The organism is Paraburkholderia sp. BL25I1N1, from assembly GCF_003002025.1.
Lineage (GTDB): Bacteria > Pseudomonadota > Gammaproteobacteria > Burkholderiales > Burkholderiaceae > Paraburkholderia.
Map to the genome: position 1 here is coordinate 1 of NZ_PVZB01000019.1, position 25,857 is coordinate 25,857.

Below are 25,857 nucleotides of genomic sequence, written 5' to 3' on the forward strand. Positions count from 1 at the left end.
ATAGTGCGGATTACCCGTGTGAAAGTAGGTAATCGTCAGGCTCCCCAGCAGCAAACAGAAACCCCACCCCGCAAAGGTGGGGTTTCTGCGTTTACGGCAGCGCTGAAATCACTATATAAGTGAGAGCCTTGGGTTTGGAGCGGTCAAGCAAGTCTTGACAACAAGCGGTTGTTCCCCCATAATCATCAGTTCTCTGCGGAGGGGTGCCCGAGTGGCTAAAGGGGGCAGACTGTAAATCTGTTGGCTTACGCCTACGTTGGTTCGAATCCAACCTCCTCCACCAGAATGCAAGTTGTAGCAGTTGTTGGGAATCCATGGATCCTTGCGGGTGTAGCTCAATGGTAGAGCAGAAGCCTTCCAAGCTTACGACGAGGGTTCGATTCCCTTCACCCGCTCCAGCAATACAGAAGTAGCGCCCATGTGGCTCAGTGGTAGAGCACTCCCTTGGTAAGGGAGAGGTCGGCAGTTCGATCCTGCCCATGGGCACCAGACGTACTCGGTGATTGTTTGCGCCCGGCGCAACGTACGGAAAAATCCTCTTAGGAGTCGAAAATGGCCAAGGGTAAGTTTGAGCGGACCAAGCCGCACGTGAACGTCGGCACGATCGGTCACGTTGACCACGGCAAGACCACGCTGACGGCAGCGATCACGACGGTTCTGACGCAGAAGTTCGGCGGCGAAGCGAAGGCATACGACCAGATCGACGCGGCGCCGGAAGAAAAGGCGCGTGGTATCACGATCAACACGGCACACGTCGAGTACGAAACGGCTAACCGCCACTACGCACACGTCGACTGCCCGGGCCACGCTGACTATGTGAAGAACATGATCACGGGCGCAGCGCAGATGGACGGCGCGATCCTGGTGTGTTCGGCCGCTGACGGCCCGATGCCGCAAACGCGTGAGCACATCCTGCTGGCGCGTCAGGTTGGCGTGCCGTACATCATCGTGTTCCTGAACAAGTGCGACATGGTGGACGACGCTGAGCTGCTGGAGCTGGTCGAGATGGAAGTTCGCGAACTTCTGTCGAAGTACGACTTCCCGGGCGACGACACGCCGATCATCAAGGGTTCGGCCAAGCTGGCGCTGGAAGGCGACAAGGGCGAGCTGGGCGAAGTGGCGATCATGAATCTGGCCGACGCGCTGGACACGTACATCCCGACGCCGGAGCGCGCAGTTGACGGTGCGTTCCTGATGCCGGTGGAAGACGTGTTCTCGATCTCGGGTCGCGGCACGGTGGTGACGGGTCGCGTTGAGCGCGGCGTGGTGAAGGTCGGCGAGGAAATCGAAATTGTCGGTATCAAGCCGACGGTGAAGACGACCTGCACGGGCGTGGAAATGTTCCGCAAGCTGCTCGATCAGGGTCAGGCAGGCGACAACGTGGGTATCCTGCTGCGCGGCACGAAGCGTGAAGACGTGGAGCGTGGCCAGGTGCTGGCCAAGCCGGGTTCGATCAACCCGCACACGCACTTCACGGCTGAAGTGTACGTGCTGAGCAAGGACGAAGGTGGCCGTCACACGCCGTTCTTCAACAACTATCGTCCGCAGTTCTACTTCCGTACGACGGACGTGACGGGCTCGATCGAGTTGCCGAAGGACAAGGAAATGGTCATGCCGGGTGACAACGTGTCGATCACGGTGAAGCTGATCAACCCGATCGCGATGGAAGAAGGTCTGCGTTTCGCAATCCGCGAAGGCGGCCGTACGGTCGGCGCAGGTGTGGTTGCCAAGATTCTCGAGTAACGCCAGAAAGTTCTCGTTAATCGGTAGTTCCGGGGTTGGCGGTGTCGTCAACCCCAAAATGGTTTAGGGGTATAGCTCAACTGGCAGAGCGTCGGTCTCCAAAACCGAAGGTTGGGGGTTCGATTCCCTCTGCCCCTGCCAACTCTCGCGCCGTACGTGGCGCTTCGTTAAGGTGTTATGGCGAATCCTTCCGTCGAAACTGTAAATACATCCGGCGACAAGCTGATGCTCGTCGCGGGCGTATTGTTGGTCTTGGCCGGGTTCGTGGGGTTCTTCTGGCTCAGCGGCCAGGAATGGTACGTCCGCGGAGCCGCCTTGGCTGTTGGTGCGATCGCGGGTATTGCAGTCGGTCTTCTCTCCGCGCCTGGCAAGGGTTTCATCGCTTTCGCCAAAGATTCGTACAAGGAAGTCCGCAAGGTTGTTTGGCCGACTCGCAAAGAGGCTACCCAGACGACGCTCGTGGTGTTCGGCTTCGTGTTCGTCATGGCGATCCTTCTTTGGGTTAGTGATAAATCCATCGAATGGGCGATTTTCTCGGTGATTCTGGGTTGGAAATGATATGAGCGATACTCCGGCATCCCCGAGCGGCAAACGTTGGTACGTGGTGCACGCCTACTCCGGCATGGAGAAGAGCGTGCAACGTGCGCTTCAGGAGCGCATTGAACGTGCTGGCATGCAAGACCAGTTTGGTCAAATCCTCGTTCCGACTGAAGAAGTCGTCGAGGTGAAAGGCGGTCACAAATCGGTGACCGAACGTCGTTTCTTCCCGGGCTATGTGCTCGTCGAAATGGAAATGACTGACGAGACGTGGCACCTCGTGAAAAACACGGCAAAGGTGACGGGTTTCGTAGGCGGTGCGCGTAATCGTCCCAGTCCGATTTCCCCGCGGGAAGTCGAGAAGATCATGTCGCAAATGCAGGAAGGCGTGGAAAAGCCGCGTCCAAAGACCCTGTTCGAAGTGGGCGAGATGGTGCGGGTGAAGGACGGTCCGTTCACGGATTTCAACGGCAGCGTCGAAGAAGTGAACTACGAAAAGTCGCGTGTCCGTGTTTCCGTTACAATCTTCGGCCGCGCAACGCCGGTCGAACTGGAATTCGGCCAGGTCGAAAAGCTGTAGTCCAGAATTCTGCGGAGCGCACCAGTCGGTGCGTTCCGTATTTCGCGCTTACGGTCCGCGTAATGACCGTTGAGGAGCGTAAGTACCCGATTTTTTGGCGAACGCGCGCTACTACTCACTGAACGTCCGCATGTACCCGTGCGGTGTTCCAAAGAGGTCTTCAACATGGCAAAGAAAATTATCGGCTTTATCAAGCTGCAGATTCCTGCAGGTAAAGCCAATCCGTCGCCGCCGGTCGGCCCGGCACTGGGTCAGCGCGGCCTGAACATCATGGAGTTCTGCAAGGCGTTCAACGCGCAGACTCAAGCACTGGAACCGGGTCTGCCGACTCCGGTCGTGATCACCGCGTTTGCGGACAAGAGCTTCACGTTCGTTCTGAAGACGCCGCCGGCAACGGTTCTGATCAAGAAGGCAGCAAAGATCGATAAGGGTTCGAGCAAGCCGCATACCGACAAGGTCGGCAAGATCACCCGCGCTCAGGCTGAAGATATCGCCAAGACCAAGATGCCCGATCTGACGGCAGCTGATCTTGACGCAGCGGTTCGTACGATCGCTGGTAGCGCCCGCTCGATGGGCATCACCGTGGAGGGCGTGTAAATGGCTAAGCTTTCAAAACGTCTGCAAGCATTTGCAGCCAAGGTTGATCGTCAAAAGCTGTACGCAATCGACGAAGCTCTGTCGCTCGTGAAGGAATGTGCAAGCGCGAAGTTCGACGAGTCGATCGACGTCGCTGTGCAACTCGGCATCGACGCGAAGAAGTCGGACCAAGTGGTTCGTGGCTCGGTCGTGTTGCCAGCTGGTACGGGTAAGTCGGTTCGCGTCGCAGTGTTCGCACAGGGCGAAAAGGCTGAGCAAGCTCGTGCAGCCGGCGCAGAAGTGGTCGGTATGGAAGACCTGGCTGAACAAGTCAAGGCTGGCAAGTTGGACTTCGACATTGTGATCGCTTCGCCGGACACGATGCGCGTTGTCGGTACGCTCGGCCAAATCCTCGGCCCGCGCGGCCTGATGCCGAACCCGAAGGTCGGTACGGTCACGCCGGACGTCGCGACTGCCGTCAAGAACGCTAAGGCTGGTCAGGTGCAATTCCGCGTCGACAAGGCCGGTATCATCCACGCTACTATCGGCCGTGCTTCGTTCGAGCCGACAGCTCTGCGTAGCAACCTGAACGCTCTCGTCGACGCGCTGCAAAAGGCGAAGCCGGCAACGAGCAAGGGTGTCTACCTGCGTAAGGTTGCGCTGTCGAGCACGATGGGCGTCGGCGTTCGCGTCGACCAGGCATCGATCGCCGCACAGTAATGAATTTCATCGCCTCGACGTGAGTCGGGGCGGTTTTATGGGCTTTGGGCGGTCGTAAGGTGGCAGTCTGCATCGAGCGACCGGTTGTCAAAGACCGTTGGCGGGTGCGCAGCTGGTAGGCGCGTCCTTAATGTAAAGCCAACGCAGATGGCGAACCCGAAAAGGTTTTGTAGTGATGAAGCCGGTTGATATCCGCAGCAATGCGGGGCTCAGGCGGTCGAAATACTCCTGACTGGTCGGACGCCGTTATTGAACGCGGTACACAAGGCGCACGCTGCGTGTATCGAATCTGGAGGTTAACCGTGCCACTTAACAAAGAAAGCAAGCAGGCCGTCGTCGCTGAGGTTGCCGCGCAAGTCGCGAAAGCCCAGACCGTGGTTCTGGCTGAGTATCGTGGAATCGCGGTTGGCGATCTGACCAAGCTGCGCGCGAAAGCGCGTGAGCAACAGGTTTACCTTCGCGTGTTGAAAAACACGCTGGCGCGTCGCGCTGTCGAAGGTACCCCGTTTGCTCCGCTGGCAGAGCAGATGACTGGTCCGCTGATCTACGGCATCTCGGAAGATGCAATTGCTGCTGCTAAGGTCGTCAACGACTTCGGCAAAACCAATGACAAGTTGATCATCAAGGCCGGTTCCTACGAAGGCAAGGTGATGGACAAGGCTGGCGTGCAAGCGCTGGCAAACATCCCGAGCCGCGAAGAACTGCTCTCCAAGCTGTTGTACGTTATGCAGGCACCTGTTTCTGGCTTTGCGCGCGCTCTGGCCGCGCTGGCAGAAAAGAAACAAGGCGAAGAAACCGCTGCGTAATGCACTTCAGTCGAGCGTGATTGATCGCTGGCTGTATCCGAATTCAATTTAGGAGTATTTCAAATGGCAATCGCAAAAGAAGACATCCTCGAGGCAGTAAGCTCGATGTCGGTTCTGGAACTGAACGAGCTGGTCAAGGCGTTCGAAGAAAAGTTTGGCGTGTCGGCAGCTGCTGTTGCAGTGGCAGGCCCGGCAGGCGGCGGCGCTGCTGCTGCTGCTGAAGAGCAAACCGAATTCACGGTCAACCTGACGGAAGTCGGCGCGAACAAGGTTTCGGTCATTAAGGCTGTTCGCGAACTGACGGGTCTCGGCCTGAAGGAAGCGAAGGACCTGGTCGACGGCGCACCGAAGCCTGTTAAGGAATCGGTACCGAAGGCTGCTGCTGAAGAAGCCAAGAAGAAGCTGGAAGAAGCCGGCGCGAAAGCTGAAATCAAGTAAGTTTCAGCGCGCTGTGCGAAGGCTGGCGGTTTTCCACCGCCGGCCTTTTTGTGCTTTGTGGGGACAACGTTTTTGCCTGCCAGTTTCGGCAAGAACCGGCGCCCCAGAAGCCAAAGAAAATCGCCATTCGGCAACATTGACCGGCGCTTCTCTTTGTCTTCTGAAGCGACTGCAGAAGGCAAGTTTGGTCGGGTAGCGGGCAACATAGGCATCCGCTGCCGTCAGCCAGCGGTTGGTAGCGGCCAACCACCAAGCTTCTAGGCTCGTTCAAGCCATCGGACGGCCATCGGGTCTCAGTCGGTGAACACTCGGGTTGTCTCATCAAGGTATCCTGCCTCGACAACAATGCCCGCCGTGATTCGGAGATCGTATGCAATATTCCTTCACCGAGAAGAAGCGTATTCGCAAGAGTTTTGCGAAGCGCCCCATCGTTCACCAAGTACCTTTCCTGCTGGCTACCCAGCTTGAATCATTCAGCACGTTTCTGCAAGCAGACACGTCGTCCACGCAACGCAAGCCGGAAGGCCTGCAGGCTGCGTTTACCTCCGTTTTTCCGATTGTTTCGCATAACGGGTTCGCTCGTCTAGAGTTCGTCAGCTACATGCTGTCGCCGCCGGCATTCAACATCAAGGAATGTCAGCAGCGCGGTTTGACGTACTGTTCGGCCCTGCGCGCGAAAGTGCGCCTGGTGCTGCTCGACAAGGAATCGCCGAGCAAGCCGGTCGTCAAGGAAGTGAAGGAACAGGAAGTGTACATGGGCGAAATTCCGCTCATGACGCCGACGGGTTCGTTCGTCATCAACGGCACGGAACGTGTGATCGTTTCGCAGCTGCACCGTTCGCCGGGCGTGTTTTTCGAACACGACAAGGGCAAGACGCACAGCTCGGGCAAGCTCCTGTTCTCGGCACGTATCATTCCCTACCGCGGTTCGTGGCTCGACTTCGAGTTCGACCCGAAGGACGTGCTGTACTTTCGCGTCGACCGTCGCCGCAAGATGCCGGTCACGATCCTGCTGAAGGCAATCGGCCTCACGCCGGAACAGATCCTCGCAAACTTCTTCGTGTTCGACAATTTCACGCTGATGCCGGAAGGCGCGCAGATGGAATTCGTTCCGGAGCGTCTGCGTGGTGAAGTCGCGCGTTTCGACATCACGGACCGTGATGGCAACGTGATCGTCCAGAAGGACAAGCGGATCAACGCGAAGCACATTCGCGATCTCGACAACGCCAAGACCAAGTTCATCTCGGTTCCGGAAGACTATTTGCTCGGCCGCGTGCTGGCAAAGAACGTCGTCGACGGCGACACGGGTGAAGTCATCGCTAACGCGAACGACGAAATCACGGAAACCGTGCTCGAGAAGCTGCGCGAGTCGAAGATCAAAGACATCCAGACGCTCTACACGAACGATCTGGATCAGGGTCCGTACATCTCGTCGACGCTGCGTATCGATGAAACCGCGGACAAGATGGCCGCCCGCATCGCGATCTATCGCATGATGCGTCCGGGCGAACCGCCGACCGAAGAAGCGGTCGAGGCGCTGTTCAACCGTCTGTTCTACAGCGAAGACGCATACGACCTGTCCAAGGTGGGTCGTATGAAGTTCAATCGCCGTGTCGGCCGCGACGAAATCGTCGGCCCGATGACGCTGCAAGACGACGACATCCTCGCCACGATCAAGATCCTGGTCGAACTGCGTAACGGCAAGGGCGAAGTGGACGACATCGACCACTTGGGCAATCGTCGTGTGCGTTGTGTCGGCGAACTGGCGGAAAACCAGTTCCGCGCAGGTCTCGTGCGTGTCGAACGTGCTGTGAAGGAACGCCTCGGCCAAGCCGAAAGCGAAAACCTGATGCCGCACGACCTGATCAATTCGAAGCCGATTTCGTCCGCGATTCGCGAGTTCTTCGGTTCGTCGCAGCTGTCGCAGTTCATGGACCAAACGAACCCGCTGTCGGAAATCACCCACAAGCGCCGTGTTTCGGCTCTTGGCCCGGGTGGTTTGACGCGTGAACGCGCTGGCTTTGAAGTCCGCGACGTGCATCCGACTCACTACGGTCGCGTGTGTCCGATTGAAACGCCGGAAGGTCCGAACATCGGCCTGATCAACTCGCTCGCTCTGTACGCGCACCTGAACGAATACGGCTTCCTCGAAACGCCGTATCGCAAGGTTGTGGACAGCAAGGTGACCGATCAGATCGACTATCTGTCGGCGATCGAAGAAGGCCGTTACGTGATCGCTCAGGCGAACGCGGCCGTGGCCGAAGACGGCTCGCTGACCGACGAACTGGTGTCGTCGCGTGAAGCTGGCGAAACGCTGATGGTTACGCCGGACCGCATCCAGTACATGGACGTGGCGCCGTCGCAGATCGTGTCGGTGGCGGCATCGTTGATTCCGTTCCTCGAGCACGATGACGCGAACCGCGCATTGATGGGTTCGAACATGCAGCGTCAGGCTGTGCCGTGTCTGCGTCCTGAAAAGGCCGTGGTCGGTACGGGTATCGAACGCACGGTGGCGGTTGACTCGGGTACGACGGTTCAGGCATTCCGTGGTGGTGTGGTCGATTACGTCGACGCAGGCCGTATGGTGATCCGCGTGAACGATGACGAAGCCGTCGCAGGCGACGTCGGCGTGGACATCTACAACCTGATCAAGTACACGCGTTCGAACCAGAACACGAACATCAACCAGCGCCCGATCGTGAAGGTCGGCGACATCGTGTCGCGTGGCGACGTGCTGGCTGACGGCGCATCGACCGACCTCGGCGAACTGGCGCTCGGCCAGAACATGCTGGTCGCGTTCATGCCGTGGAACGGCTACAACTTCGAAGACTCGATTTTGATCTCGGAGAAGGTGGTTGCCGACGACCGTTACACGTCGATCCACATCGAAGAACTGAACGTCGTAGCTCGCGACACAAAGCTCGGACCGGAAGAAATCACGCGCGACATTTCGAACCTGGCTGAAGTGCAACTCGGCCGTCTCGATGAGTCGGGCATCGTCTACATCGGCGCTGAAGTCGAAGCAGGCGACGTGCTGGTCGGTAAAGTCACGCCGAAGGGCGAAACCCAGCTGACGCCGGAAGAAAAGCTGCTGCGCGCGATCTTCGGTGAAAAGGCTTCGGACGTGAAAGACACGTCGCTGCGCGTGCCGTCGGGCATGAGCGGCACCGTGATCGACGTTCAAGTGTTCACGCGTGAAGGCATTCAGCGCGACAAGCGCGCGCAACAGATCATCGACGATGAACTGAAGCGCTATCGCCTCGACCTGAACGACCAGCTGCGTATCGTGGAAGGCGACGCGTTCCAGCGTCTCGCACGTATGCTCGACGGCAAGGTCGCGAACGGCGGTCCGAAGAAACTGGCCAAGGGCACGAAGATCGAACAGGCTTACCTGCAAGATCTGGATCACTACCACTGGTTCGACATCCGCCTCGCGGACGAAGAAGCAGCGGCACAGCTCGAAGCGATCAAGGACTCGATCGAACAAAAGCGTCACCAGTTCGATCTGGCGTTCGAAGAAAAGCGCAAGAAGCTCACGCAAGGCGACGAACTGCCGCCGGGCGTGTTGAAGATGGTCAAGGTGTATCTGGCAGTCAAGCGCCGCCTGCAGCCTGGCGACAAGATGGCCGGCCGCCACGGTAACAAGGGTGTCGTGTCGAAGATCGTTCCGATCGAAGACATGCCGTACATGGCCGACGGCCGTCCGGCTGACGTCGTTCTGAACCCGCTCGGCGTGCCGTCGCGGATGAACGTGGGTCAGGTTCTCGAAGTGCATCTGGGCTGGGCCGCGAAGGGTCTCGGCTGGCGTATCGGCGAAATGCTGCAGCGTCAGGCGAAGATCGCTGAACTGCGCGAATTCCTGACCAAGATCTACAACGAGTCGGGCCGCGCTGAAGAGCTGGACAGCTTCACGGACGACGAGATCGTCGAACTGGCGAAGAACCTGCGCGAAGGCGTGCCGTTCGCTACGCCGGTGTTCGACGGCGCGACGGAAGAAGAAATGTCGCGCGCGCTGGATCTGGCATTCCCGGACGACATCGCGAAGAACCTCGGCATGACGCCGTCGAAGAATCAGGTGCGTCTGTACGACGGCCGCACGGGCGAAATGTTCGAACGTACGGTGACGGTCGGCTACATGCACTACCTGAAGCTGCACCACTTGGTCGACGACAAGATGCACGCGCGTTCCACGGGCCCGTACTCGCTCGTGACGCAGCAGCCGTTGGGCGGTAAGGCGCAATTCGGTGGCCAGCGTTTCGGTGAAATGGAAGTGTGGGCGCTCGAAGCGTACGGCGCATCGTACGTGCTGCAGGAAATGCTGACGGTGAAGTCGGACGACGTGACAGGCCGGACCAAGGTTTATGAAAACCTGGTCAAGGGCGATCACGTGATCGACGCCGGCATGCCGGAATCCTTCAACGTGTTGGTGAAGGAAATCCGCTCGCTCGGTATCGACATCGACCTCGACCGCAACTAATCGGACTACGGAGAGAAAGCAATGAAAGCTCTGCTCGATCTATTCAAGCAAGTCCAACAGCCTGAAGTTTTTGACGCGATCAAGATCGGTCTGGCTTCGCCGGACAAGATCCGTTCGTGGTCGTTCGGTGAAGTGAAGAAGCCGGAAACCATCAACTACCGGACGTTCAAGCCGGAACGCGATGGTTTGTTCTGCGCGAAGATCTTCGGGCCGATCAAAGACTACGAATGCCTTTGCGGCAAGTACAAGCGCCTCAAGCACCGTGGCGTGATCTGCGAGAAGTGCGGCGTCGAAGTGACGCTGGCGAAGGTGCGTCGCGAACGGATGGGCCACATTGAACTGGCCTCGCCGGTTGCGCACATCTGGTTCCTGAAGTCGCTGCCGTCGCGTCTGGGCATGGTGCTCGACATGACGCTGCGCGACATCGAACGCGTGCTGTACTTCGAAGCATATGTGGTGATCGATCCGGGCATGACGCCGCTGAAAGCGCGGCAGATCATGACCGAAGAGGATTACTACAACAAGGTCGAAGAATACGGTGACGAATTCCGCGCCGAGATGGGCGCGGAAGGCGTGCGCGAGTTGCTGCGCGCGATCAACATCGACGAACAGGTCGAGATGCTGCGCACCGAACTCAAGAACACGGGTTCGGAAGCGAAGATCAAGAAGTACGCGAAGCGCCTGAAGGTGCTCGAGGCTTTCCAACGTTCGGGCATCAAGCCTGACTGGATGGTGCTCGAAGTGCTGCCGGTGCTGCCGCCGGAACTGCGTCCGCTGGTGCCGCTGGACGGCGGCCGTTTCGCGACGTCGGACCTGAACGACCTGTATCGCCGCGTGATCAACCGTAACAACCGGTTGAAGCGTCTGCTCGAACTGAAGGCGCCTGAAATCATCGTCCGCAACGAAAAGCGGATGCTGCAGGAAGCCGTCGACTCGCTGCTCGACAACGGTCGTCGCGGTAAGGCCATGACCGGTGCGAACAAGCGTCCGCTGAAGTCGCTCGCTGACATGATCAAGGGTAAGGGCGGTCGTTTCCGTCAGAACTTGCTCGGTAAGCGCGTTGACTATTCGGGCCGTTCGGTGATCGTGGTCGGCCCGACGCTCAAGCTGCATCAGTGCGGTCTGCCGAAGCTGATGGCGCTCGAACTGTTCAAGCCGTTCATCTTCAACAAGCTCGAAGTGATGGGTGTCGCTACCACCATCAAGGCTGCGAAGAAGGAAGTCGAGAACCAGACGCCGGTGGTGTGGGACATTCTCGAAGAAGTCATTCGCGAACATCCGGTCATGCTGAACCGTGCGCCGACGCTTCACCGTCTTGGCATTCAGGCTTTCGAGCCGGTGCTGATCGAAGGTAAGGCAATCCAGCTGCATCCGCTCGTTTGCGCGGCGTTCAACGCCGACTTCGACGGTGACCAGATGGCTGTTCACGTGCCGCTGTCGCTCGAAGCGCAGATGGAAGCGCGTACGCTGATGCTGGCGTCGAACAACGTCCTGTTCCCGGCCAACGGCGATCCGTCGATCGTGCCGTCGCAGGATATCGTGCTCGGTTTGTACTACGCGACCCGTGAAGCAGTGAACGCCAAGGGCGAAGGCCTGACGTTCACCGGCGTTTCGGAAGCGCTGCGTGCTTACGAGAACAAGGAAGTCGAGCTCGCCTCGCGCGTCAACGTGCGGATCACCGAAATGGTCCATAACGAAGACAAGTCGGAAGGTGCGCCGGCGTTCGTGCCGAAGATCACGCTGTACCCGACCACCGTCGGCCGTGCAATCCTGTCGGAGATCCTTCCGCCGGGCCTGCCGTTCTCGGTGCTCAACAAGCCGCTGAAGAAGAAGGAAATCTCGCGCCTCATCAACACCGCATTCCGCAAGTGCGGTCTGCGTGAAACGGTGATTTTCGCCGACCAGTTGATGCAGTCGGGTTTCCGTCTGGCAACGCGCGCTGGTATTTCGATCTGCGTCGACGACATGCTCGTGCCACCGCAGAAGGAAACCATCGTCGGCGACGCCGCGAAGAAGGTGAAGGAATACGACCGTCAGTACATGTCGGGTCTCGTCACGTCGCAAGAGCGCTACAACAACGTGGTCGACATCTGGTCGGCAACGTCGGAAGCGGTCGGCAAGGCGATGATGGAACAGCTGTCGACGGAACCGGTCACGGATCGCGACGGCAACGAAACGCGTCAGGAATCGTTCAACTCGATTTACATGATGGCGGACTCGGGTGCTCGTGGTTCCGCGGTTCAGATTCGTCAGCTGGCCGGTATGCGTGGCCTGATGGCGAAGCCGGACGGCTCGATCATCGAGACGCCGATTACGGCGAACTTCCGTGAAGGCCTGAACGTGTTGCAGTACTTCATCTCGACCCACGGTGCACGTAAGGGTCTGGCTGATACGGCACTGAAGACGGCTAACTCGGGTTACCTGACGCGTCGTCTCGTCGACGTGACGCAGGATCTGGTGGTGGTCGAGGACGATTGCGGTACGTCCAACGGCGTCGCCATGAAGGCGTTGGTCGAAGGCGGTGAAGTCGTCGAAGCGCTGCGTGACCGTATTCTGGGTCGCGTGACGGTGGCTGACGTCGTCAATCCGGAATCGCAGGAAACGCTGTACGAAACGGGCACGTTGCTCGACGAAGATGCGGTCGAAGAAATCGAACGCCTCGGCATCGACGAAGTGCGCGTACGTACGCCGCTGACTTGCGAAACGCGTTACGGTCTGTGCGCAGCCTGCTACGGCCGCGACCTGGGTCGTGGCTCGTCGGTCAACGTCGGTGAAGCAGTCGGCGTGATCGCTGCTCAGTCGATCGGTGAACCGGGCACGCAGCTCACGATGCGTACGTTCCACATCGGTGGTGCGGCGTCGCGAGCGGCAGTGGCTTCGTCGGTTGAAGCGAAGTCGAACGGTACGGTGCGTTTCACGGCAACGATGCGTTACGTCACCAACGCGAAGGGCGAGCAGATCGTCATCTCGCGTTCGGGCGAAGCGATGATCACCGACGACCACGGTCGCGAGCGCGAACGCCACAAGGTGCCGTACGGCGCGACGCTGTTGCAACTGGATGGCGCGCAGATCAAGGCCGGCACGCAACTGGCGACGTGGGATCCGTTGACGCGTCCGATCATCACCGAGTGGGGCGGTACGGTGAAGTTCGAAAACGTCGAAGAAGGCGTGACCGTTGCGAAGCAGATCGACGATGTGACGGGTCTGTCCACGCTGGTCGTGATCGACGTGAAGCGTCGTGGTTCGCAAGCGTCGAAGACGGTGCGTCCGCAGGTCAAGTTGCTCGACGCGAACGGCGAAGAAGTCAAGATCCCGAACACCGAGCACTCGGTGCAGATCGGTTTCCAGGTCGGCGCTCTGATCACCGTGAAGGACGGTCAGCAAGTGCAGGTCGGTGAAGTGCTGGCACGTATCCCGGTTGAATCGCAGAAAACGCGTGACATTACCGGTGGTCTGCCGCGTGTGGCCGAACTGTTCGAAGCGCGTTCGCCGAAGGACGCAGGTATCCTGGCGGAAGTTACGGGTACGACGTCGTTCGGTAAAGACACGAAGGGCAAGCAGCGTCTCGTTATCACGGACCTCGACGGCAATCAGCACGAGTTCCTGATCGCGAAGGAAAAGCAGGTTCTGGTGCACGATGGTCAGGTCGTCAACAAGGGCGAAATGATTGTCGACGGTCCTGCCGATCCGCACGACATCTTGCGTCTGCAAGGTATCGAAGCGCTGTCGCGTTACATCGTGGACGAAGTGCAGGACGTGTACCGTCTGCAAGGCGTGAAGATCAACGACAAGCACATTGAAGTGATTGTTCGTCAGATGCTGCGCCGCGTGCAGATTACGGACAACGGCGATACGCGTTTCATCCCGGGCGAACAGGTCGAGCGGTCGGATATGCTCGACGAGAACGACCGTATGATCGCGGAAGACAAGCGTCCGGCAACGTACGAAAACGTCCTGCTCGGTATCACGAAGGCCTCGTTGTCGACCGATTCGTTCATCTCGGCGGCGTCGTTCCAGGAAACGACCCGCGTGCTGACCGAAGCGGCGATCATGGGCAAGCGCGACGACCTGCGTGGTCTGAAGGAAAACGTGATCGTCGGCCGTCTGATTCCGGCTGGTACGGGTCTCGCGTTCCACAAGGCGCGCAAGACCAAGGAGCTGTCGGACCGCGAGCGTTTCGATCAGATCGCAGCGGAAGAGTCGTTCGAATTCGGTACGCCGGAAACCCCGGCCGCCGAACAGCAGCACTCAGGCGAGTAACTCAGGTCAGTCAGTCCAGGCAGCGCAAGCCGCTTGGGCTCACCAGCCAGCGAAGCCGCTCAGTTTCGACTGAGCGGCTTTTTTATGCGTTCTTCTTTCTTGCATTTTTTGCGGATCAGTCGGCCAAACGGCTAACGCTGCATCAAAGCACGGGCGCAGCACGAATGCGTTGGTAAAATTCGTGTCACCGGCATCACGCTGCTTCTCTCAAATTCATGTCCCGTCCGCTCGAAATCCTCAACGAAGTATTCGGTTACCCCGCGTTCAGAGGGCAGCAGGCCGAAATTGTCGAGCACGTCGCCGGCGGCGGCGACTGCCTCGTGTTGATGCCGACGGGCGGCGGCAAGTCCCTCTGCTATCAGATTCCGTCGCTGGTGCGCCGCGAAGGCGGCTTCGGCGCCGGCATCGTCGTTTCTCCGCTGATCGCGCTGATGCAGGATCAGGTGGCCGCGCTCACCGAAGTGGGCGTGCGCGCGGCGTATCTGAATTCGACGCTCTCTAGCGCCGAGGCGATGGCGACCGAGCGCGCATTGCGCGAAGGCGAAATCGATCTGCTCTACGTAGCGCCGGAGCGTTTGATGACGCCCCGGTTCCAGGAACTGCTGGAACGCACCCGTATCGGATTGTTCGCCATCGACGAAGCGCATTGCGTGTCGCAGTGGGGGCACGATTTCCGGCCGGAATACATTCAGTTGTCGGTGCTGCACGAGCGATTCCCGAACGTGCCGCGGATCGCGCTGACGGCCACCGCTGACGCAATCACGCGCGACGAGATCATCCATCGCCTCGCGCTGGATGACGCGCGCATTTTCGTGTCGAGCTTCGACCGACCGAACATCCGTTATCGCATCGTCGAAAAAGACAATGCGCGTACGCAGTTGCTGGACTTCATTCGCGCGGAGCATTCGAAGCCGGACGGCACGACCGACGCCGGCGTCGTCTATTGCCTGTCGCGCCGCAAGGTCGAAGAGACGGCGGAATGGTTGAAGGAAAAAGGCATGCGCGCGCTGCCGTATCACGCCGGCATGGAATTCGAAATCCGCCAGAAGCATCAGGAGATGTTTCAGCGCGAGGAAGGGATTGTGATGTGCGCGACCATCGCGTTCGGCATGGGTATCGACAAACCGGACGTGCGTTTCGTCGCTCACCTCGACTTGCCGAAGAGCGTCGAAGGTTACTACCAGGAAACGGGTCGCGCGGGCCGCGACGGCATGCCGGCGAACGCCTGGATGGCCTACGGTCTCGGCGACGTTGTGCAGCAGCGCAAGATGATCGACGAATCCGACGCCGACGACGCGCACAAACGCGTACAGACCGGCAAGCTGGACGCGTTGCTCGGACTGTGCGAAGCGGCGACCTGCCGGCGAGTGCGACTGCTCGCGTATTTCGGTGAATCGAGCAAGCCTTGCGGCAACTGCGACAACTGTCTTGAACCGCCGGACACATGGGATGCGACGCGCGAGGCGCGGATGGCGCTGTCGTGCGTGTTCCGCGCGCAGCGGGCGAGCGGCTTTCATTTCGGCGCCGGCCATCTGATCGACATTCTGCGCGGTAACAGTAACGAGAAAATCCTGCAGCGTGGTCACGAGAAGCTGACCACGTTCGGCATCGGTTCGGCGCTAGGCGAACCGGAGTGGCGAGCTGTGTTCCGCCAGTTGGTCGCGTTCGGCTATCTGACTGTCGATCACGAAGGATTTGGCTCGCTGGTCCTGACCGAGGCGAGCAAGCCGGTGCTCAAAGGTGAGCAAAACGTCACCATGCGCCGCTATGTGAAGCCTACGCGCACGCGGCAATCGTCCGGCCGCACCAGTGAGCGCGCCGACCCGACGATCGGCATGGGCCCGCGCGAACGCGCGCGCTGGGAGCGGCTTCGCGCATGGCGCACCGAAACCGCGAAGAGCGACGGCGTGCCGGCCTACGTGATCTTCCACGACGCGACCCTGGCGGAAATCGCCCGCAACGGCCCCGACTCGATTGAGGATTTGCGCGGCATTCCGGGTATGGGCGCACGCAAACTCGACCGTTTCGGCGACGAATTGCTGGAAGTCGTCGCCGCCGACTAAGCGCTCGGCGAGCGCTTGAGCGGGTCGGCTGGGGTGCGAAACGTCGCAACCTGTTGACTCCCTTAGTATTTTCGGAATATTATGCTAGGTTCCGGTTCTTGGAATGCCCGCGCGCGTAGTTAACTCGTGCGTCGGCACTTGGGTCCGGAAGTTCGATGCGCAATCGTTTCTGCTTTGCCCGGAAACAGATGCGTCGATTTTGTTCAATTTCAGGAATAAACAATGCCAACCATCAATCAACTGGTTCGCAAAGGCCGCCAGTCGGAAACGACTAAGAGCAAGAGCCCGGCCTTGCAGGACTGCCCCCAGCGTCGCGGCGTGTGCACCCGTGTGTACACCACGACGCCTAAGAAGCCTAACTCGGCACTGCGTAAGGTTGCCAAGGTTCGTCTGACGAACGGCTTCGAAGTCATTTCGTACATCGGTGGTGAAGGCCACAACCTGCAGGAACACTCGGTCGTACTGATTCGCGGCGGCCGTGTGAAGGACTTGCCGGGTGTGCGTTACCACATGGTTCGCGGCTCGCTGGATACCCAGGGCGTCAAGGATCGTAAGCAGGCTCGCTCGAAGTACGGTGCGAAGCGTGCCAAGGCTGGCAAGTAATTAGCCGGTCAGCAGTTTCAGGTCGCCTGTAAAGGCGGTAATAGCGGTGGTGCCGGAATCGCCGGTGCTGTCGAGTAAGTGGTCACCCGACCAGGCTGGTAAGTCGTTAGAGATGAATCGGGTTAGTTGGTGACCGTGGGGCTAAAAGTAGCTCCAACTGAAAAGTTAAAGGAAGAAACATGCCGCGTCGTCGCGAAGTCCCCAAGCGGGAAGTGTTGCCGGATCCGAAGTTCGGTAACGTTGATGTAGCTAAGTTCATGAACGTGCTGATGCTCTCAGGCAAGAAGTCGGTTGCCGAGCGTATCGTGTACGGCGCTTTCGAACAGATCCAGACCAAGGGTGGCAAGGACCCGCTGGAAGTGTTCACGGTAGCGCTCAACAACGTCAAGCCGGTGGTCGAAGTTAAGAGCCGCCGCGTTGGTGGTGCGAACTATCAGGTTCCGGTCGAAGTGCGCCCGTCGCGTCGTATGGCATTGGCGATGCGTTGGCTGCGTGAAGCCGCGAAGAAGCGCAGCGAGAAGTCGATGGCCCTGCGTCTGGCAGGTGAACTTTCCGAAGCGGCCGAAGGCCGTGGCGGCGCAATGAAGAAGCGCGACGAAGTTCACCGGATGGCAGAAGCCAACAAGGCGTTCTCGCACTTCCGTTTCTAAGCTTCCCGAACCCGGGTTTAGCAGAAAAAACGGAAAGAAATTCCGGGCGGGTGCGCTTACAAAGCGCCTCGCCCGTTTGTGTTACAGCGCGATGGGTATTTTCTCGCATCGCGTCATCCCAATAGAGGATCAAAGTGGCTCGCAAGACACCTATCGAGCGCTACCGTAACATCGGTATTAGCGCTCACATCGACGCCGGCAAAACGACGACGACCGAGCGCATCTTGTTCTACACCGGCGTGAACCACAAGATTGGTGAAGTTCACGACGGCGCTGCCACCATGGACTGGATGGAGCAGGAACAGGAACGCGGCATCACGATCACGTCCGCTGCTACCACGGCGTTCTGGAAAGGCATGGCCGGCGACCGCGCTGAGCACCGCATCAACATCATCGACACCCCGGGCCACGTCGACTTCACGATTGAAGTCGAGCGCTCGATGCGCGTGCTCGACGGCGCGTGCATGGTGTACTGCGCTGTGGGCGGCGTTCAGCCCCAGTCGGAAACCGTGTGGCGTCAGGCAAACAAGTACAAGGTTCCCCGTCTCGCGTTCATCAACAAGATGGACCGTACCGGCGCGAACTTCTTCAAGGTTTACGACCAGCTCAAGCTGCGTCTGAAGGCGAACCCGGTTCCGGTCGTGGTGCCTATCGGCGCGGAAGAAAACTTCACGGGCGTCGTCGATCTGCTGAAGATGAAAGCGATCATTTGGGACGAAGCGTCCCAAGGCACGAAGTTCTCGTACGAAGAAATCCCGGCAGAATTGGCTGACTCTTGCAACGAGTGGCGCGAGAAGATGATCGAAGCGGCTGCCGAGTCGAGCGAAGAGCTGATGAACAAGTACCTGGAAGAGGGCGAGCTCTCTGAAGCGGAAATCATCAAGGGTCTGCGCGACCGTACGATCGCTTGCGAAATCCAGCCGATGCTGTGCGGCACCGCGTTCAAGAACAAGGGCGTGCAACGCATGCTGGACGCCGTGCTCGACTTCCTGCCGTCGCCGATCGACATCCCGCCGGTTACCGGCGAGCTGGAAAACGGTGAAAAGGGCGAGCGCCGCGCTGCCGACGACGAAAAGTTCTCGGCACTGGCATTCAAGATCATGACCGACCCGTTCGTCGGCCAGCTGATCTTCTTCCGTGTGTACTCGGGCGTCGTGAATTCGGGCGACACCGTGCTGAACGCGACCAAAGACAAGAAGGAACGTCTGGGTCGTATTCTGCAGATGCACGCGAACCAGCGCGAAGAAATCAAGGAAGTCCGCGCAGGCGACATCGCTGCTGCAGTCGGCCTGAAAGACGCGACGACCGGCGACACGCTGTGCGATCCGCAAAGCCCGATCGTGCTCGAACGCATGATTTTCCCGGAGCCGGTGATTTCGCAGGCTGTTGAGCCGAAGACGAAGCCCGACCAGGAAAAGATGGGTCTGGCGCTGAACCGTCTGGCACAGGAAGATCCGTCGTTCCGCGTTCAAACGGACGAAGAATCGGGCCAAACCATTATTTCGGGCATGGGCGAGCTCCACCTGGAAATTCTGGTTGACCGTATGAAGCGCGAATTCGGCGTGGAAGCGACCGTCGGCAAGCCGCAGGTTGCGTACCGCGAAACGATTCGCGGCAAGGCGGAAGACGTTGACGGCAAGTTCGTCAAGCAGTCGGGTGGTCGCGGCCAGTACGGTCACGCGGTCATCACGCTCGAGCCCAATGAGCAAGGCAAGGGCTACGAGTTCCTTGACGAGATCAAGGGCGGTGTGATTCCGCGCGAATACATCCCGGCGGTGGACAAGGGTATTCAGGAAACGCTGAAGGCAGGCGTGCTGGCAGGCTTCCCGGTCGTCGACGTCAAGGTTCACCTGACGTTCGGTTCGTACCACGACGTTGACTCGAACGAAAATGCGTTCCGCATGGCCGGCTCGATGGCGTTCAAGGAAGCAATGCGCAAGGCTCAACCGGTCATCCTCGAACCGATGATGGCTGTGGAAGTCGAAACGCCTGAAGATTACATGGGCAACGTGATGGGTGACCTGTCGGGTCGTCGCGGTATCGTTCAGGGCATGGACGACATGGTTGGCGGAGGCAAGATCGTTCGCGCCGAAGTGCCGCTGTCGGAAATGTTCGGCTACTCGACGTCGCTGCGTTCGCTGACCCAAGGTCGTGCAACGTACACGATGGAGTTCAAGCACTACTCCGAAGCACCGCGTAACGTGTCGGAAGCGATCATCAACGCCAAGTCGAAGTAATCGCGCGGCAAAGTCATTCAACGATTAACTTTTTGAAAGAAGAGAAACATGGCTAAAGGTAAATTCGAACGGACCAAGCCGCACGTGAACGTCGGCACGATCGGTCACGTTGACCACGGCAAGACCACGCTGACGGCAGCGATCACGACGGTTCTGACGCAGAAGTTCGGCGGCGAAGCGAAGGCATACGACCAGATCGACGCGGCGCCGGAAGAAAAGGCGCGTGGCATCACGATCAACACGGCACACGTCGAGTACGAAACGGCTAACCGCCACTACGCACACGTCGACTGCCCGGGCCACGCTGACTATGTGAAGAACATGATCACGGGCGCAGCGCAGATGGACGGCGCGATCCTGGTGTGTTCGGCCGCTGACGGCCCGATGCCGCAAACGCGTGAGCACATCCTGCTGGCGCGTCAGGTTGGCGTGCCGTACATCATCGTGTTCCTGAACAAGTGCGACATGGTGGACGACGCTGAGCTGCTGGAGCTGGTCGAGATGGAAGTTCGCGAACTTCTGTCGAAGTACGACTTCCCGGGCGACGACACGCCGATCATCAAGGGTTCGGCCAAGCTGGCGCTGGAAGGCGACAAGGGCGAGCTGGGCGAAGTGGCGATCATGAATCTGGCCGACGCGCTGGACACGTACATCCCGACGCCGGAGCGCGCAGTTGACGGTGCGTTCCTGATGCCGGTGGAAGACGTGTTCTCGATCTCGGGTCGCGGCACGGTGGTGACGGGTCGCGTTGAGCGCGGCGTGGTGAAGGTCGGCGAGGAAATCGAAATTGTCGGTATCAAGCCGACGGTGAAGACGACCTGCACGGGCGTGGAAATGTTCCGCAAGCTGCTCGATCAGGGTCAGGCAGGCGACAACGTGGGTATCCTGCTGCGCGGCACGAAGCGTGAAGACGTGGAGCGTGGCCAGGTGCTGGCCAAGCCGGGTTCGATCAACCCGCACACGCACTTCACGGCTGAAGTGTACGTGCTGAGCAAGGACGAAGGTGGCCGTCACACGCCGTTCTTCAACAACTATCGTCCGCAGTTCTACTTCCGTACGACGGACGTGACGGGCTCGATCGAGTTGCCGAAGGACAAGGAAATGGTCATGCCGGGCGACAACGTGTCGATCACGGTGAAGCTGATCAACCCGATCGCGATGGAAGAAGGTCTGCGTTTCGCAATCCGCGAAGGCGGCCGTACGGTCGGCGCAGGTGTGGTTGCCAAGATTCTCGAGTAAAATCGCGGATTGACGTATTTGCTGTAAGTGGTGCCCGGAGCCGGGCGCCGGCCCTCCGCAGGCGTCCGGCTCTACGTTCTTTTATTGTCTGGCGGTGCAATACCGCCTCGCTCTTTTCCAAGGAATTGTCATGCAGAACCAGAAAATCCGCATTCGCCTGAAGGCTTTCGACTATCGCCTGATCGATCAATCGGCAGCTGAAATCGTCGACACGGCAAAGCGGACTGGCGCAATCGTTCGTGGTCCGGTGCCCCTGCCGACCCGCATTCAACGTTTCGACATCCTGCGCTCGCCGCACGTCAACAAGACGTCGCGCGATCAGCTCGAAATCCGTACGCACCAACGCCTGATGGACATCGTCGATCCGACGGACAAGACCGTTGACGCACTGATGAAGCTGGACCTGCCGGCTGGCGTGGACGTGGAAATCAAGCTGCAATAAAGCTTCAAAGTGTTGCCTGGCGTGCCAGACAGCGCTAAGTCATTGATTGCTTGTGGAAAACGAAAAGCCTCGCTATAATAGTGGGCTTTTCGCGCATTTGCGCAAAAAAGTCGGTGTGCTGCAGCGTGATTTCACGCCCGAAACGGCACCGGCATTTTGTAAATTAGCCCCGACCAATCGCAGTCGGGAATGGAGAAAACGATGAGCCTTGGACTCGTAGGTCGCAAGGTTGGCATGACCCGTATCTTCACGGCAGAAGGGGATTCGATTCCCGTTACCGTGCTGGACGTGTCCGACAACCGCGTGACGCAGATCAAGACTGTTGAAACCGACGGCTACACGGCCGTGCAGGTTGCATTCGGTACGCGCCGTGCATCGCGCGTGACGAAGCCGTTGGCCGGTCATCTCGCCAAAGCCGGTGTTCAAGCCGGTGAAATCCTCAAAGAATTCCAGATCGATGCTGCCAAGGCTGCCGAGTTGTCGAACGGCGCCGTGGTTGGTCCCGACCTGTTCGAAGTAGGCCAGAAGGTCGACGTGCAAGGCGTGTCGATCGGTAAGGGCTACGCCGGTACCATCAAGCGTTACAACTTCGCATCCGGCCGTGCATCGCACGGTAACTCGCGCTCGCACAACGTGCCGGGCTCGATCGGTATGGCGCAGGATCCGGGTCGTGTTTTCCCGGGTAAGCGCATGACCGGTCACATGGGTGACGATACGGTAACCGTGCAAAACCTCGAAATCGCTCGTATCGACGCTGACCGCAAGCTGTTGCTGGTCAAGGGCGCCGTTCCGGGTGCGAAGGGTGGCAAGGTATTCGTTACGCCGGCCGTGAAGACGCGTGCCGTGAAAGGAGCGAAATAAATGGAACTTAAGCTCCTGAATGCCAATGGTCAGGAAGGTGCAGGCGTTAGCGCGTCGGACGTCGTGTTCGGCCGCGATTACAACGAAGCCCTGATTCACCAGGTGGTGGTGGCGTATCAAGCGAATGCCCGTAGCGGCAACCGCGCGCAGAAGGACCGTGAGCAAGTTAAGCACACGACCAAGAAGCCGTGGCGCCAAAAGGGTACGGGCCGCGCCCGTGCCGGTATGTCGTCGAGCCCGTTGTGGCGCGGCGGTGGCCGTATCTTCCCGAATTCGCCGGAAGAAAACTTTTCGCACAAGGTCAACAAGAAGATGCATCGCGCAGGTCTCTGCTCGATCTTCTCGCAGCTGGCCCGCGAAGGCCGCATCTCGGTGGTCGACGAGCTGACGCTCGAGGCGCCGAAGACGAAGCTGCTGGCCGAAAAATTCAAGGCGATGGGTCTCGAATCCGTGCTGGTGATTACCGACACGGTTGACGAAAACCTGTACCTCGCGTCGCGCAACCTGGCCCATGTGGCAGTTGTCGAGCCGCGTTACGCCGACCCGCTGTCGCTGATCTACTTCAAGAAGATCCTGATCACGAAGGCTGCGGTCGCCCAGATCGAGGAGTTGCTGTCATGAGCGAGATTCGCAAGAACGATCATCGTTTGATGCAGGTCCTGCTCGCGCCGGTGATCTCCGAAAAGGCGACGCTGGTGGCCGACAAGAACGAACAAGTTGTGTTCGAAGTCGCGCCCGATGCCACGAAGCAGGAAGTGAAAGCTGCAGTCGAGCTGCTGTTCAAGGTGGAAGTCAATTCCGTCAACGTGCTGGTCTCGAAGGGCAAAGCCAAGCGCTTTGGCCGCTTCATGGGCAAGCGCAAGGACGTGAAGAAGGCGTACGTCTGCCTGAAGCCCGGCCAGGAAATCAACTTTGAAGCGGAGGCCAAGTAATCATGGCAATCGTTAAAGTTAAGCCGACTTCGCCGGGTCGCCGTGCGATGGTCAAGGTGGTCAACAAGGATCTGCATAAGGGCAAGCCGTACGCACCGCTGCTCGACTCGCAATCCTCGACCGCCGGCCGTAATAACAACGGTCACATCACTACCCGTCATAAGGGTGGTGGTCACAAGCATCACTATCGCGTCGTCGATTTCCGCCGCAACAAGGACGGTATCGCAGCGAAGGTCGAACGTCTTGAGTACGATCCGAACCGTAGCGCGAACATCGCGCTGGTTCTGTACGCAGACGGCGAGCGCAAGTACATCATCGCTCCGAAGGGTGTGACGGTTGGCCAGCAACTGATGTCGGGTTCGGAAGCTCCGATCCGCGCAGGTAACACGCTGCCGATCCGCAACATTCCGGTTGGTACGACGATTCACTGCATCGAAATGCTGCCGGGCAAGGGCGCGCAAATGGCGCGTTCGGCTGGTACGTCGGCGATGCTGCTGGCTCGTGAAGGCATCTACGCACAGGTCCGCCTGCGCTCGGGTGAAATCCGCCGCGTTCACGTCGAGTGCCGCGCGACGATTGGTGAAGTTGGCAACGAAGAGCATAGCCTCCGTCAAATCGGTAAGGCTGGCGCAAACCGCTGGCGCGGTATCCGCCCGACGGTGCGTGGCGTTGCAATGAACCCGGTCGATCACCCGCACGGTGGTGGTGAAGGCAAGACGGCTGCAGGTCGCGATCCGGTGAGCCCGTGGGGCACGCCTGCTAAGGGTTATCGCACCCGCAGCAATAAGCGCACGACGAGCATGATCGTCCAGCGCCGTCACAAGCGTTAAGGAGTAGGCAATGGCACGTTCTGTAAAAAAAGGTCCGTTCTGCGACGCCCATTTGCTGAAGAAAGTTGAGGCGGCAGCAGCTTCGCGGGATAAGAAGCCGATCAAAACCTGGTCGCGCCGTTCGACGATCCTCCCGGATTTCATCGGTCTGACGATCGCCGTTCATAACGGCCGTCAACACGTTCCGGTGTACATCTCGGAAAACATGGTCGGCCACAAGCTTGGCGAGTTTGCATTGACCCGTACGTTCAAGGGTCACGCAGCCGACAAGAAGGCTAAGAAATAAGGGGCTCATGATGGAAGTGAAAGCAATTCATCGCGGTGCCCGCATCTCGGCGCAGAAAACGCGCCTTGTGGCTGACCAGATCCGCGGTTTGCCGGTCGACAAGGCGCTGAACGTTCTGACGTTCTCGCCGAAGAAGGCTGCGGGAATCGTGAAAAAGGTCGTGCTGTCGGCGATCGCGAATGCGGAGCATAACGAAGGCGCCGATATCGATGAGCTCAAGATCACGAGCATCTACATCGACAAGGCTGCGTCGCTCAAGCGTTTCACCGCGCGCGCTAAAGGCCGCGGTAACCGCATCGAGAAGCAATCCTGTCACATCACTGTGACGGTCGGGAATTAAGGGGTCATACGATGGGACAGAAAATTCATCCGACTGGCTTCCGTTTGGCCGTCAGCCGCAATTGGGCGTCGCGTTGGTACGCGAACAACAACAATTTCGCGGCGATGTTGCAGGAAGACATCGGTGTTCGTGAATACCTGAAGAAGAAGCTGAAGAACGCGTCCGTCGGCCGCGTTGTGATCGAGCGTCCTGCAAAGAACGCCCGCATCACGATTTTCAGTTCGCGTCCGGGTGTCGTGATCGGTAAGAAGGGTGAAGACATTGAACTGCTGAAGTCCGAGCTGCAAAAGCGTATGGGCGTTCCGGTTCACGTCAACATCGAAGAAATCCGCAAGCCGGAAACCGATGCGCAACTGATCGCGGATTCGATCACGCAACAGCTCGAGCGCCGGATTATGTTCCGCCGCGCGATGAAGCGTGCGATGCAAAACGCAATGCGTCTGGGTGCTCAAGGCATCAAGATCATGAGCGCTGGCCGCCTGAACGGTATCGAAATCGCTCGTACGGAATGGTATCGCGAAGGTCGCGTGCCGCTTCATACGCTGCGTGCTGATATCGACTACGCAACTTCGGAAGCGAAGACGACGTACGGCATCATCGGCGTGAAGGTGTGGGTCTACAAGGGCGACACGCTCGGCCGCAACGACGCACCGGTGGTTGAAGAAGTCGCCGAAGAAAAGCGTCCGCGCCGCAACGCACGTCCGGGTGGCGATCGCCGTCCGCGTCGTGATGGTGAAGGTGGTGGCCCGGCAGGTGCACGCCGTGGCGCTCCTCGTCGTGCTGGCGGTGCCGGCGACGGCGGGAAGACTGGAGAATAACGATGCTGCAACCGAAACGCAGAAAGTATCGCAAAGAGCAGAAGGGTCGTAACACCGGTATCGCTACCCGCGGCAACGCGGTGTCGTTCGGTGAATTCGGCCTGAAGGCTATCGGTCGTGGTCGCTTGACCGCGCGCCAGATTGAAGCGGCACGTCGTGCAATGACGCGTCACATCAAGCGTGGTGGCCGCATCTGGATTCGCATCTTCCCGGACAAGCCGATCTCGCACAAGCCGGCTGAAGTACGTATGGGTAACGGTAAAGGTAACCCTGAGTACTACGTCGCAGAGATTCAACCGGGCAAGATGCTGTACGAAATGGACGGCGTAACCGAAGAGCTGGCACGCGAAGCGTTCCGTCTGGCTGCAGCTAAGCTGCCGCTCAAGACGACGTTTATCGTGCGTCAGCTCGGCGCCTAA

The 25,857-nt window shown here is 59.0% G+C and carries 24 protein-coding genes and 4 tRNA genes; 27 read left to right on the top strand and 1 reads right to left on the bottom strand.

All coding sequences use genetic code 11. The features are described 5' to 3' along the window. The first annotated feature begins 197 nt into the window (after positions 1 to 197). The 11 genes from B0G73_RS26215 (at position 198) to rplL (ending at position 5,400) form a co-directional block, all read left to right on the top strand. A tRNA-Tyr gene (locus tag B0G73_RS26215) sits at positions 198 to 283 on the top strand. Positions 284 to 324: 41 nt separating this feature from the next. Next, a tRNA-Gly gene (locus B0G73_RS26220) sits at positions 325 to 398 on the top strand. 16 nt (positions 399 to 414) lie between these two features. Then, positions 415 to 489 (top strand) — tRNA-Thr (locus B0G73_RS26225). A gap of 63 nt (positions 490 to 552) precedes the next feature. Continuing rightward, entirely contained in the window at positions 553 to 1,743 is a 1,191-nt protein-coding gene (gene tuf / locus B0G73_RS26230; RefSeq protein WP_012434572.1) for an elongation factor Tu, read from the top strand. Between the two features lie 65 nt (positions 1,744 to 1,808). After that, positions 1,809 to 1,884: transfer RNA gene (locus B0G73_RS26235), tRNA-Trp, on the top strand. 36 nt (positions 1,885 to 1,920) lie between these two features. Continuing rightward, positions 1,921 to 2,301 carry a preprotein translocase subunit SecE gene (secE, locus tag B0G73_RS26240; protein WP_106284136.1) on the top strand — a complete coding sequence of 127 codons (381 nt, stop codon included), beginning with the start codon at positions 1,921 to 1,923 and terminating at the stop codon, positions 2,299 to 2,301. 1 nt (position 2,302) lies between these two features. Beyond that, the gene (nusG, locus tag B0G73_RS26245; RefSeq protein ID WP_007180147.1) at positions 2,303 to 2,860 is read left to right on the top strand and encodes a transcription termination/antitermination protein NusG; all 558 of its coding nucleotides are present in this window, start codon (positions 2,303 to 2,305) and stop codon (positions 2,858 to 2,860) included. A gap of 165 nt (positions 2,861 to 3,025) precedes the next feature. Further along, positions 3,026 to 3,457 carry a 50S ribosomal protein L11 gene (gene rplK / locus B0G73_RS26250; RefSeq protein ID WP_012434578.1) on the top strand — a complete coding sequence of 144 codons (432 nt, stop codon included), beginning with the start codon at positions 3,026 to 3,028 and terminating at the stop codon, positions 3,455 to 3,457. Further along, a complete protein-coding gene (gene rplA, locus B0G73_RS26255) occupies positions 3,458 to 4,156 on the top strand; it encodes a 50S ribosomal protein L1 (RefSeq protein WP_007180145.1) in 699 nt (232 codons plus the stop codon). It abuts the gene before it with no gap. A gap of 302 nt (positions 4,157 to 4,458) precedes the next feature. Further along, positions 4,459 to 4,962, top strand: coding sequence for a 50S ribosomal protein L10 (gene rplJ / locus B0G73_RS26260; RefSeq protein ID WP_007180144.1), 504 nt, complete (start codon positions 4,459 to 4,461; stop codon positions 4,960 to 4,962). A 63-nt stretch (positions 4,963 to 5,025) separates the two neighbouring features. Further along, positions 5,026 to 5,400 carry a 50S ribosomal protein L7/L12 gene (gene rplL / locus B0G73_RS26265; RefSeq protein ID WP_011490060.1) on the top strand — a complete coding sequence of 125 codons (375 nt, stop codon included), beginning with the start codon at positions 5,026 to 5,028 and terminating at the stop codon, positions 5,398 to 5,400. Between the two features lie 3 nt (positions 5,401 to 5,403). On the opposite strand, the gene B0G73_RS40150 is transcribed toward rplL, so the two are convergent. Continuing rightward, positions 5,404 to 5,646: a hypothetical protein gene (locus B0G73_RS40150; protein WP_134138530.1), complete on the bottom strand. Its 243-nt coding sequence runs from the start codon at positions 5,644 to 5,646 to the stop codon at positions 5,404 to 5,406. Positions 5,647 to 5,770: 124 nt separating this feature from the next. Between B0G73_RS40150 and rpoB the strand changes: the two genes are divergently transcribed. From rpoB to rplP, 16 genes are all read left to right on the top strand, one after another. Next, on the top strand, positions 5,771 to 9,877 hold the full coding sequence (gene rpoB, locus B0G73_RS26270; RefSeq protein ID WP_106284137.1) for a DNA-directed RNA polymerase subunit beta: 4,107 nt from the start codon (positions 5,771 to 5,773) through the stop codon (positions 9,875 to 9,877). Positions 9,878 to 9,898: 21 nt separating this feature from the next. Next, the gene (rpoC, locus tag B0G73_RS26275) at positions 9,899 to 14,137 is read left to right on the top strand and encodes a DNA-directed RNA polymerase subunit beta' (protein WP_106284138.1); all 4,239 of its coding nucleotides are present in this window, start codon (positions 9,899 to 9,901) and stop codon (positions 14,135 to 14,137) included. A 215-nt stretch (positions 14,138 to 14,352) separates the two neighbouring features. Further along, a complete protein-coding gene (recQ, locus tag B0G73_RS26280) occupies positions 14,353 to 16,200 on the top strand; it encodes a DNA helicase RecQ (protein ID WP_106284139.1) in 1,848 nt (615 codons plus the stop codon). 222 nt (positions 16,201 to 16,422) lie between these two features. Continuing rightward, positions 16,423 to 16,803, top strand: a complete 381-nt coding sequence (gene rpsL, locus B0G73_RS26285; RefSeq protein ID WP_012434574.1) for a 30S ribosomal protein S12 — start codon at positions 16,423 to 16,425, stop codon at positions 16,801 to 16,803. A 179-nt stretch (positions 16,804 to 16,982) separates the two neighbouring features. After that, the gene (gene rpsG, locus B0G73_RS26290; RefSeq protein WP_006053291.1) at positions 16,983 to 17,453 is read left to right on the top strand and encodes a 30S ribosomal protein S7; all 471 of its coding nucleotides are present in this window, start codon (positions 16,983 to 16,985) and stop codon (positions 17,451 to 17,453) included. Between the two features lie 134 nt (positions 17,454 to 17,587). Beyond that, entirely contained in the window at positions 17,588 to 19,690 is a 2,103-nt protein-coding gene (gene fusA / locus B0G73_RS26295) for an elongation factor G (RefSeq protein WP_012434573.1), read from the top strand. Positions 19,691 to 19,738: 48 nt separating this feature from the next. Next, positions 19,739 to 20,929, top strand: coding sequence for an elongation factor Tu (gene tuf / locus B0G73_RS26300; RefSeq protein ID WP_012434572.1), 1,191 nt, complete (start codon positions 19,739 to 19,741; stop codon positions 20,927 to 20,929). A 130-nt stretch (positions 20,930 to 21,059) separates the two neighbouring features. Beyond that, positions 21,060 to 21,371, top strand: a complete 312-nt coding sequence (rpsJ, locus tag B0G73_RS26305) for a 30S ribosomal protein S10 (RefSeq protein WP_006998489.1) — start codon at positions 21,060 to 21,062, stop codon at positions 21,369 to 21,371. Positions 21,372 to 21,572: 201 nt separating this feature from the next. Further along, a complete protein-coding gene (rplC, locus tag B0G73_RS26310; protein ID WP_073431863.1) occupies positions 21,573 to 22,232 on the top strand; it encodes a 50S ribosomal protein L3 in 660 nt (219 codons plus the stop codon). Then, the gene (rplD, locus tag B0G73_RS26315; protein ID WP_106284140.1) at positions 22,233 to 22,853 is read left to right on the top strand and encodes a 50S ribosomal protein L4; all 621 of its coding nucleotides are present in this window, start codon (positions 22,233 to 22,235) and stop codon (positions 22,851 to 22,853) included. It begins immediately after the preceding gene. Beyond that, positions 22,850 to 23,164, top strand: a complete 315-nt coding sequence (rplW, locus tag B0G73_RS26320) for a 50S ribosomal protein L23 (protein ID WP_007180135.1) — start codon at positions 22,850 to 22,852, stop codon at positions 23,162 to 23,164. Before rplD ends, rplW begins: the two co-directional genes overlap by 4 nt. Before the next feature lie 2 nt (positions 23,165 to 23,166). Beyond that, positions 23,167 to 23,994: a 50S ribosomal protein L2 gene (gene rplB / locus B0G73_RS26325; protein WP_106284141.1), complete on the top strand. Its 828-nt coding sequence runs from the start codon at positions 23,167 to 23,169 to the stop codon at positions 23,992 to 23,994. Positions 23,995 to 24,004: 10 nt separating this feature from the next. Then, complete coding sequence (rpsS, locus tag B0G73_RS26330; RefSeq protein WP_004199273.1) at positions 24,005 to 24,280, top strand: 30S ribosomal protein S19; 276 nt, start codon at positions 24,005 to 24,007, stop codon at positions 24,278 to 24,280. A 7-nt stretch (positions 24,281 to 24,287) separates the two neighbouring features. After that, complete coding sequence (gene rplV / locus B0G73_RS26335; protein ID WP_007180133.1) at positions 24,288 to 24,620, top strand: 50S ribosomal protein L22; 333 nt, start codon at positions 24,288 to 24,290, stop codon at positions 24,618 to 24,620. Positions 24,621 to 24,631: 11 nt separating this feature from the next. Next, a complete protein-coding gene (gene rpsC / locus B0G73_RS26340) occupies positions 24,632 to 25,438 on the top strand; it encodes a 30S ribosomal protein S3 (protein WP_007180132.1) in 807 nt (268 codons plus the stop codon). Positions 25,439 to 25,440: 2 nt separating this feature from the next. Further along, positions 25,441 to 25,857, top strand: a complete 417-nt coding sequence (gene rplP, locus B0G73_RS26345) for a 50S ribosomal protein L16 (RefSeq protein ID WP_007180131.1) — start codon at positions 25,441 to 25,443, stop codon at positions 25,855 to 25,857.

What these genes read in the sequence shown, in the direction of transcription:
- tuf (WP_012434572.1), top strand. Translation starts at nt 553, where the DNA reads ATGGCCAAGGGTAAGTTTGAGCGGACCAAGCCGCACGTGAACGTCGGC.
- secE (WP_106284136.1), top strand. Translation starts at nt 1,921, where the DNA reads ATGGCGAATCCTTCCGTCGAAACTGTAAATACATCCGGCGACAAGCTG.
- nusG (WP_007180147.1), top strand. Translation starts at nt 2,303, where the DNA reads ATGAGCGATACTCCGGCATCCCCGAGCGGCAAACGTTGGTACGTGGTG.
- rplK (WP_012434578.1), top strand. Translation starts at nt 3,026, where the DNA reads ATGGCAAAGAAAATTATCGGCTTTATCAAGCTGCAGATTCCTGCAGGT.
- rplA (WP_007180145.1), top strand. Translation starts at nt 3,458, where the DNA reads ATGGCTAAGCTTTCAAAACGTCTGCAAGCATTTGCAGCCAAGGTTGAT.
- rplL (WP_011490060.1), top strand. Translation starts at nt 5,026, where the DNA reads ATGGCAATCGCAAAAGAAGACATCCTCGAGGCAGTAAGCTCGATGTCG.
- rpoB (WP_106284137.1), top strand. Translation starts at nt 5,771, where the DNA reads ATGCAATATTCCTTCACCGAGAAGAAGCGTATTCGCAAGAGTTTTGCG.
- rpoC (WP_106284138.1), top strand. Translation starts at nt 9,899, where the DNA reads ATGAAAGCTCTGCTCGATCTATTCAAGCAAGTCCAACAGCCTGAAGTT.
- recQ (WP_106284139.1), top strand. Translation starts at nt 14,353, where the DNA reads ATGTCCCGTCCGCTCGAAATCCTCAACGAAGTATTCGGTTACCCCGCG.
- rpsL (WP_012434574.1), top strand. Translation starts at nt 16,423, where the DNA reads ATGCCAACCATCAATCAACTGGTTCGCAAAGGCCGCCAGTCGGAAACG.
- rpsG (WP_006053291.1), top strand. Translation starts at nt 16,983, where the DNA reads ATGCCGCGTCGTCGCGAAGTCCCCAAGCGGGAAGTGTTGCCGGATCCG.
- tuf (WP_012434572.1), top strand. Translation starts at nt 19,739, where the DNA reads ATGGCTAAAGGTAAATTCGAACGGACCAAGCCGCACGTGAACGTCGGC.
- rpsJ (WP_006998489.1), top strand. Translation starts at nt 21,060, where the DNA reads ATGCAGAACCAGAAAATCCGCATTCGCCTGAAGGCTTTCGACTATCGC.
- rplC (WP_073431863.1), top strand. Translation starts at nt 21,573, where the DNA reads ATGAGCCTTGGACTCGTAGGTCGCAAGGTTGGCATGACCCGTATCTTC.
- rplD (WP_106284140.1), top strand. Translation starts at nt 22,233, where the DNA reads ATGGAACTTAAGCTCCTGAATGCCAATGGTCAGGAAGGTGCAGGCGTT.
- rplW (WP_007180135.1), top strand. Translation starts at nt 22,850, where the DNA reads ATGAGCGAGATTCGCAAGAACGATCATCGTTTGATGCAGGTCCTGCTC.
- rplB (WP_106284141.1), top strand. Translation starts at nt 23,167, where the DNA reads ATGGCAATCGTTAAAGTTAAGCCGACTTCGCCGGGTCGCCGTGCGATG.
- rpsS (WP_004199273.1), top strand. Translation starts at nt 24,005, where the DNA reads ATGGCACGTTCTGTAAAAAAAGGTCCGTTCTGCGACGCCCATTTGCTG.
- rplV (WP_007180133.1), top strand. Translation starts at nt 24,288, where the DNA reads ATGATGGAAGTGAAAGCAATTCATCGCGGTGCCCGCATCTCGGCGCAG.
- rpsC (WP_007180132.1), top strand. Translation starts at nt 24,632, where the DNA reads ATGGGACAGAAAATTCATCCGACTGGCTTCCGTTTGGCCGTCAGCCGC.
- rplP (WP_007180131.1), top strand. Translation starts at nt 25,441, where the DNA reads ATGCTGCAACCGAAACGCAGAAAGTATCGCAAAGAGCAGAAGGGTCGT.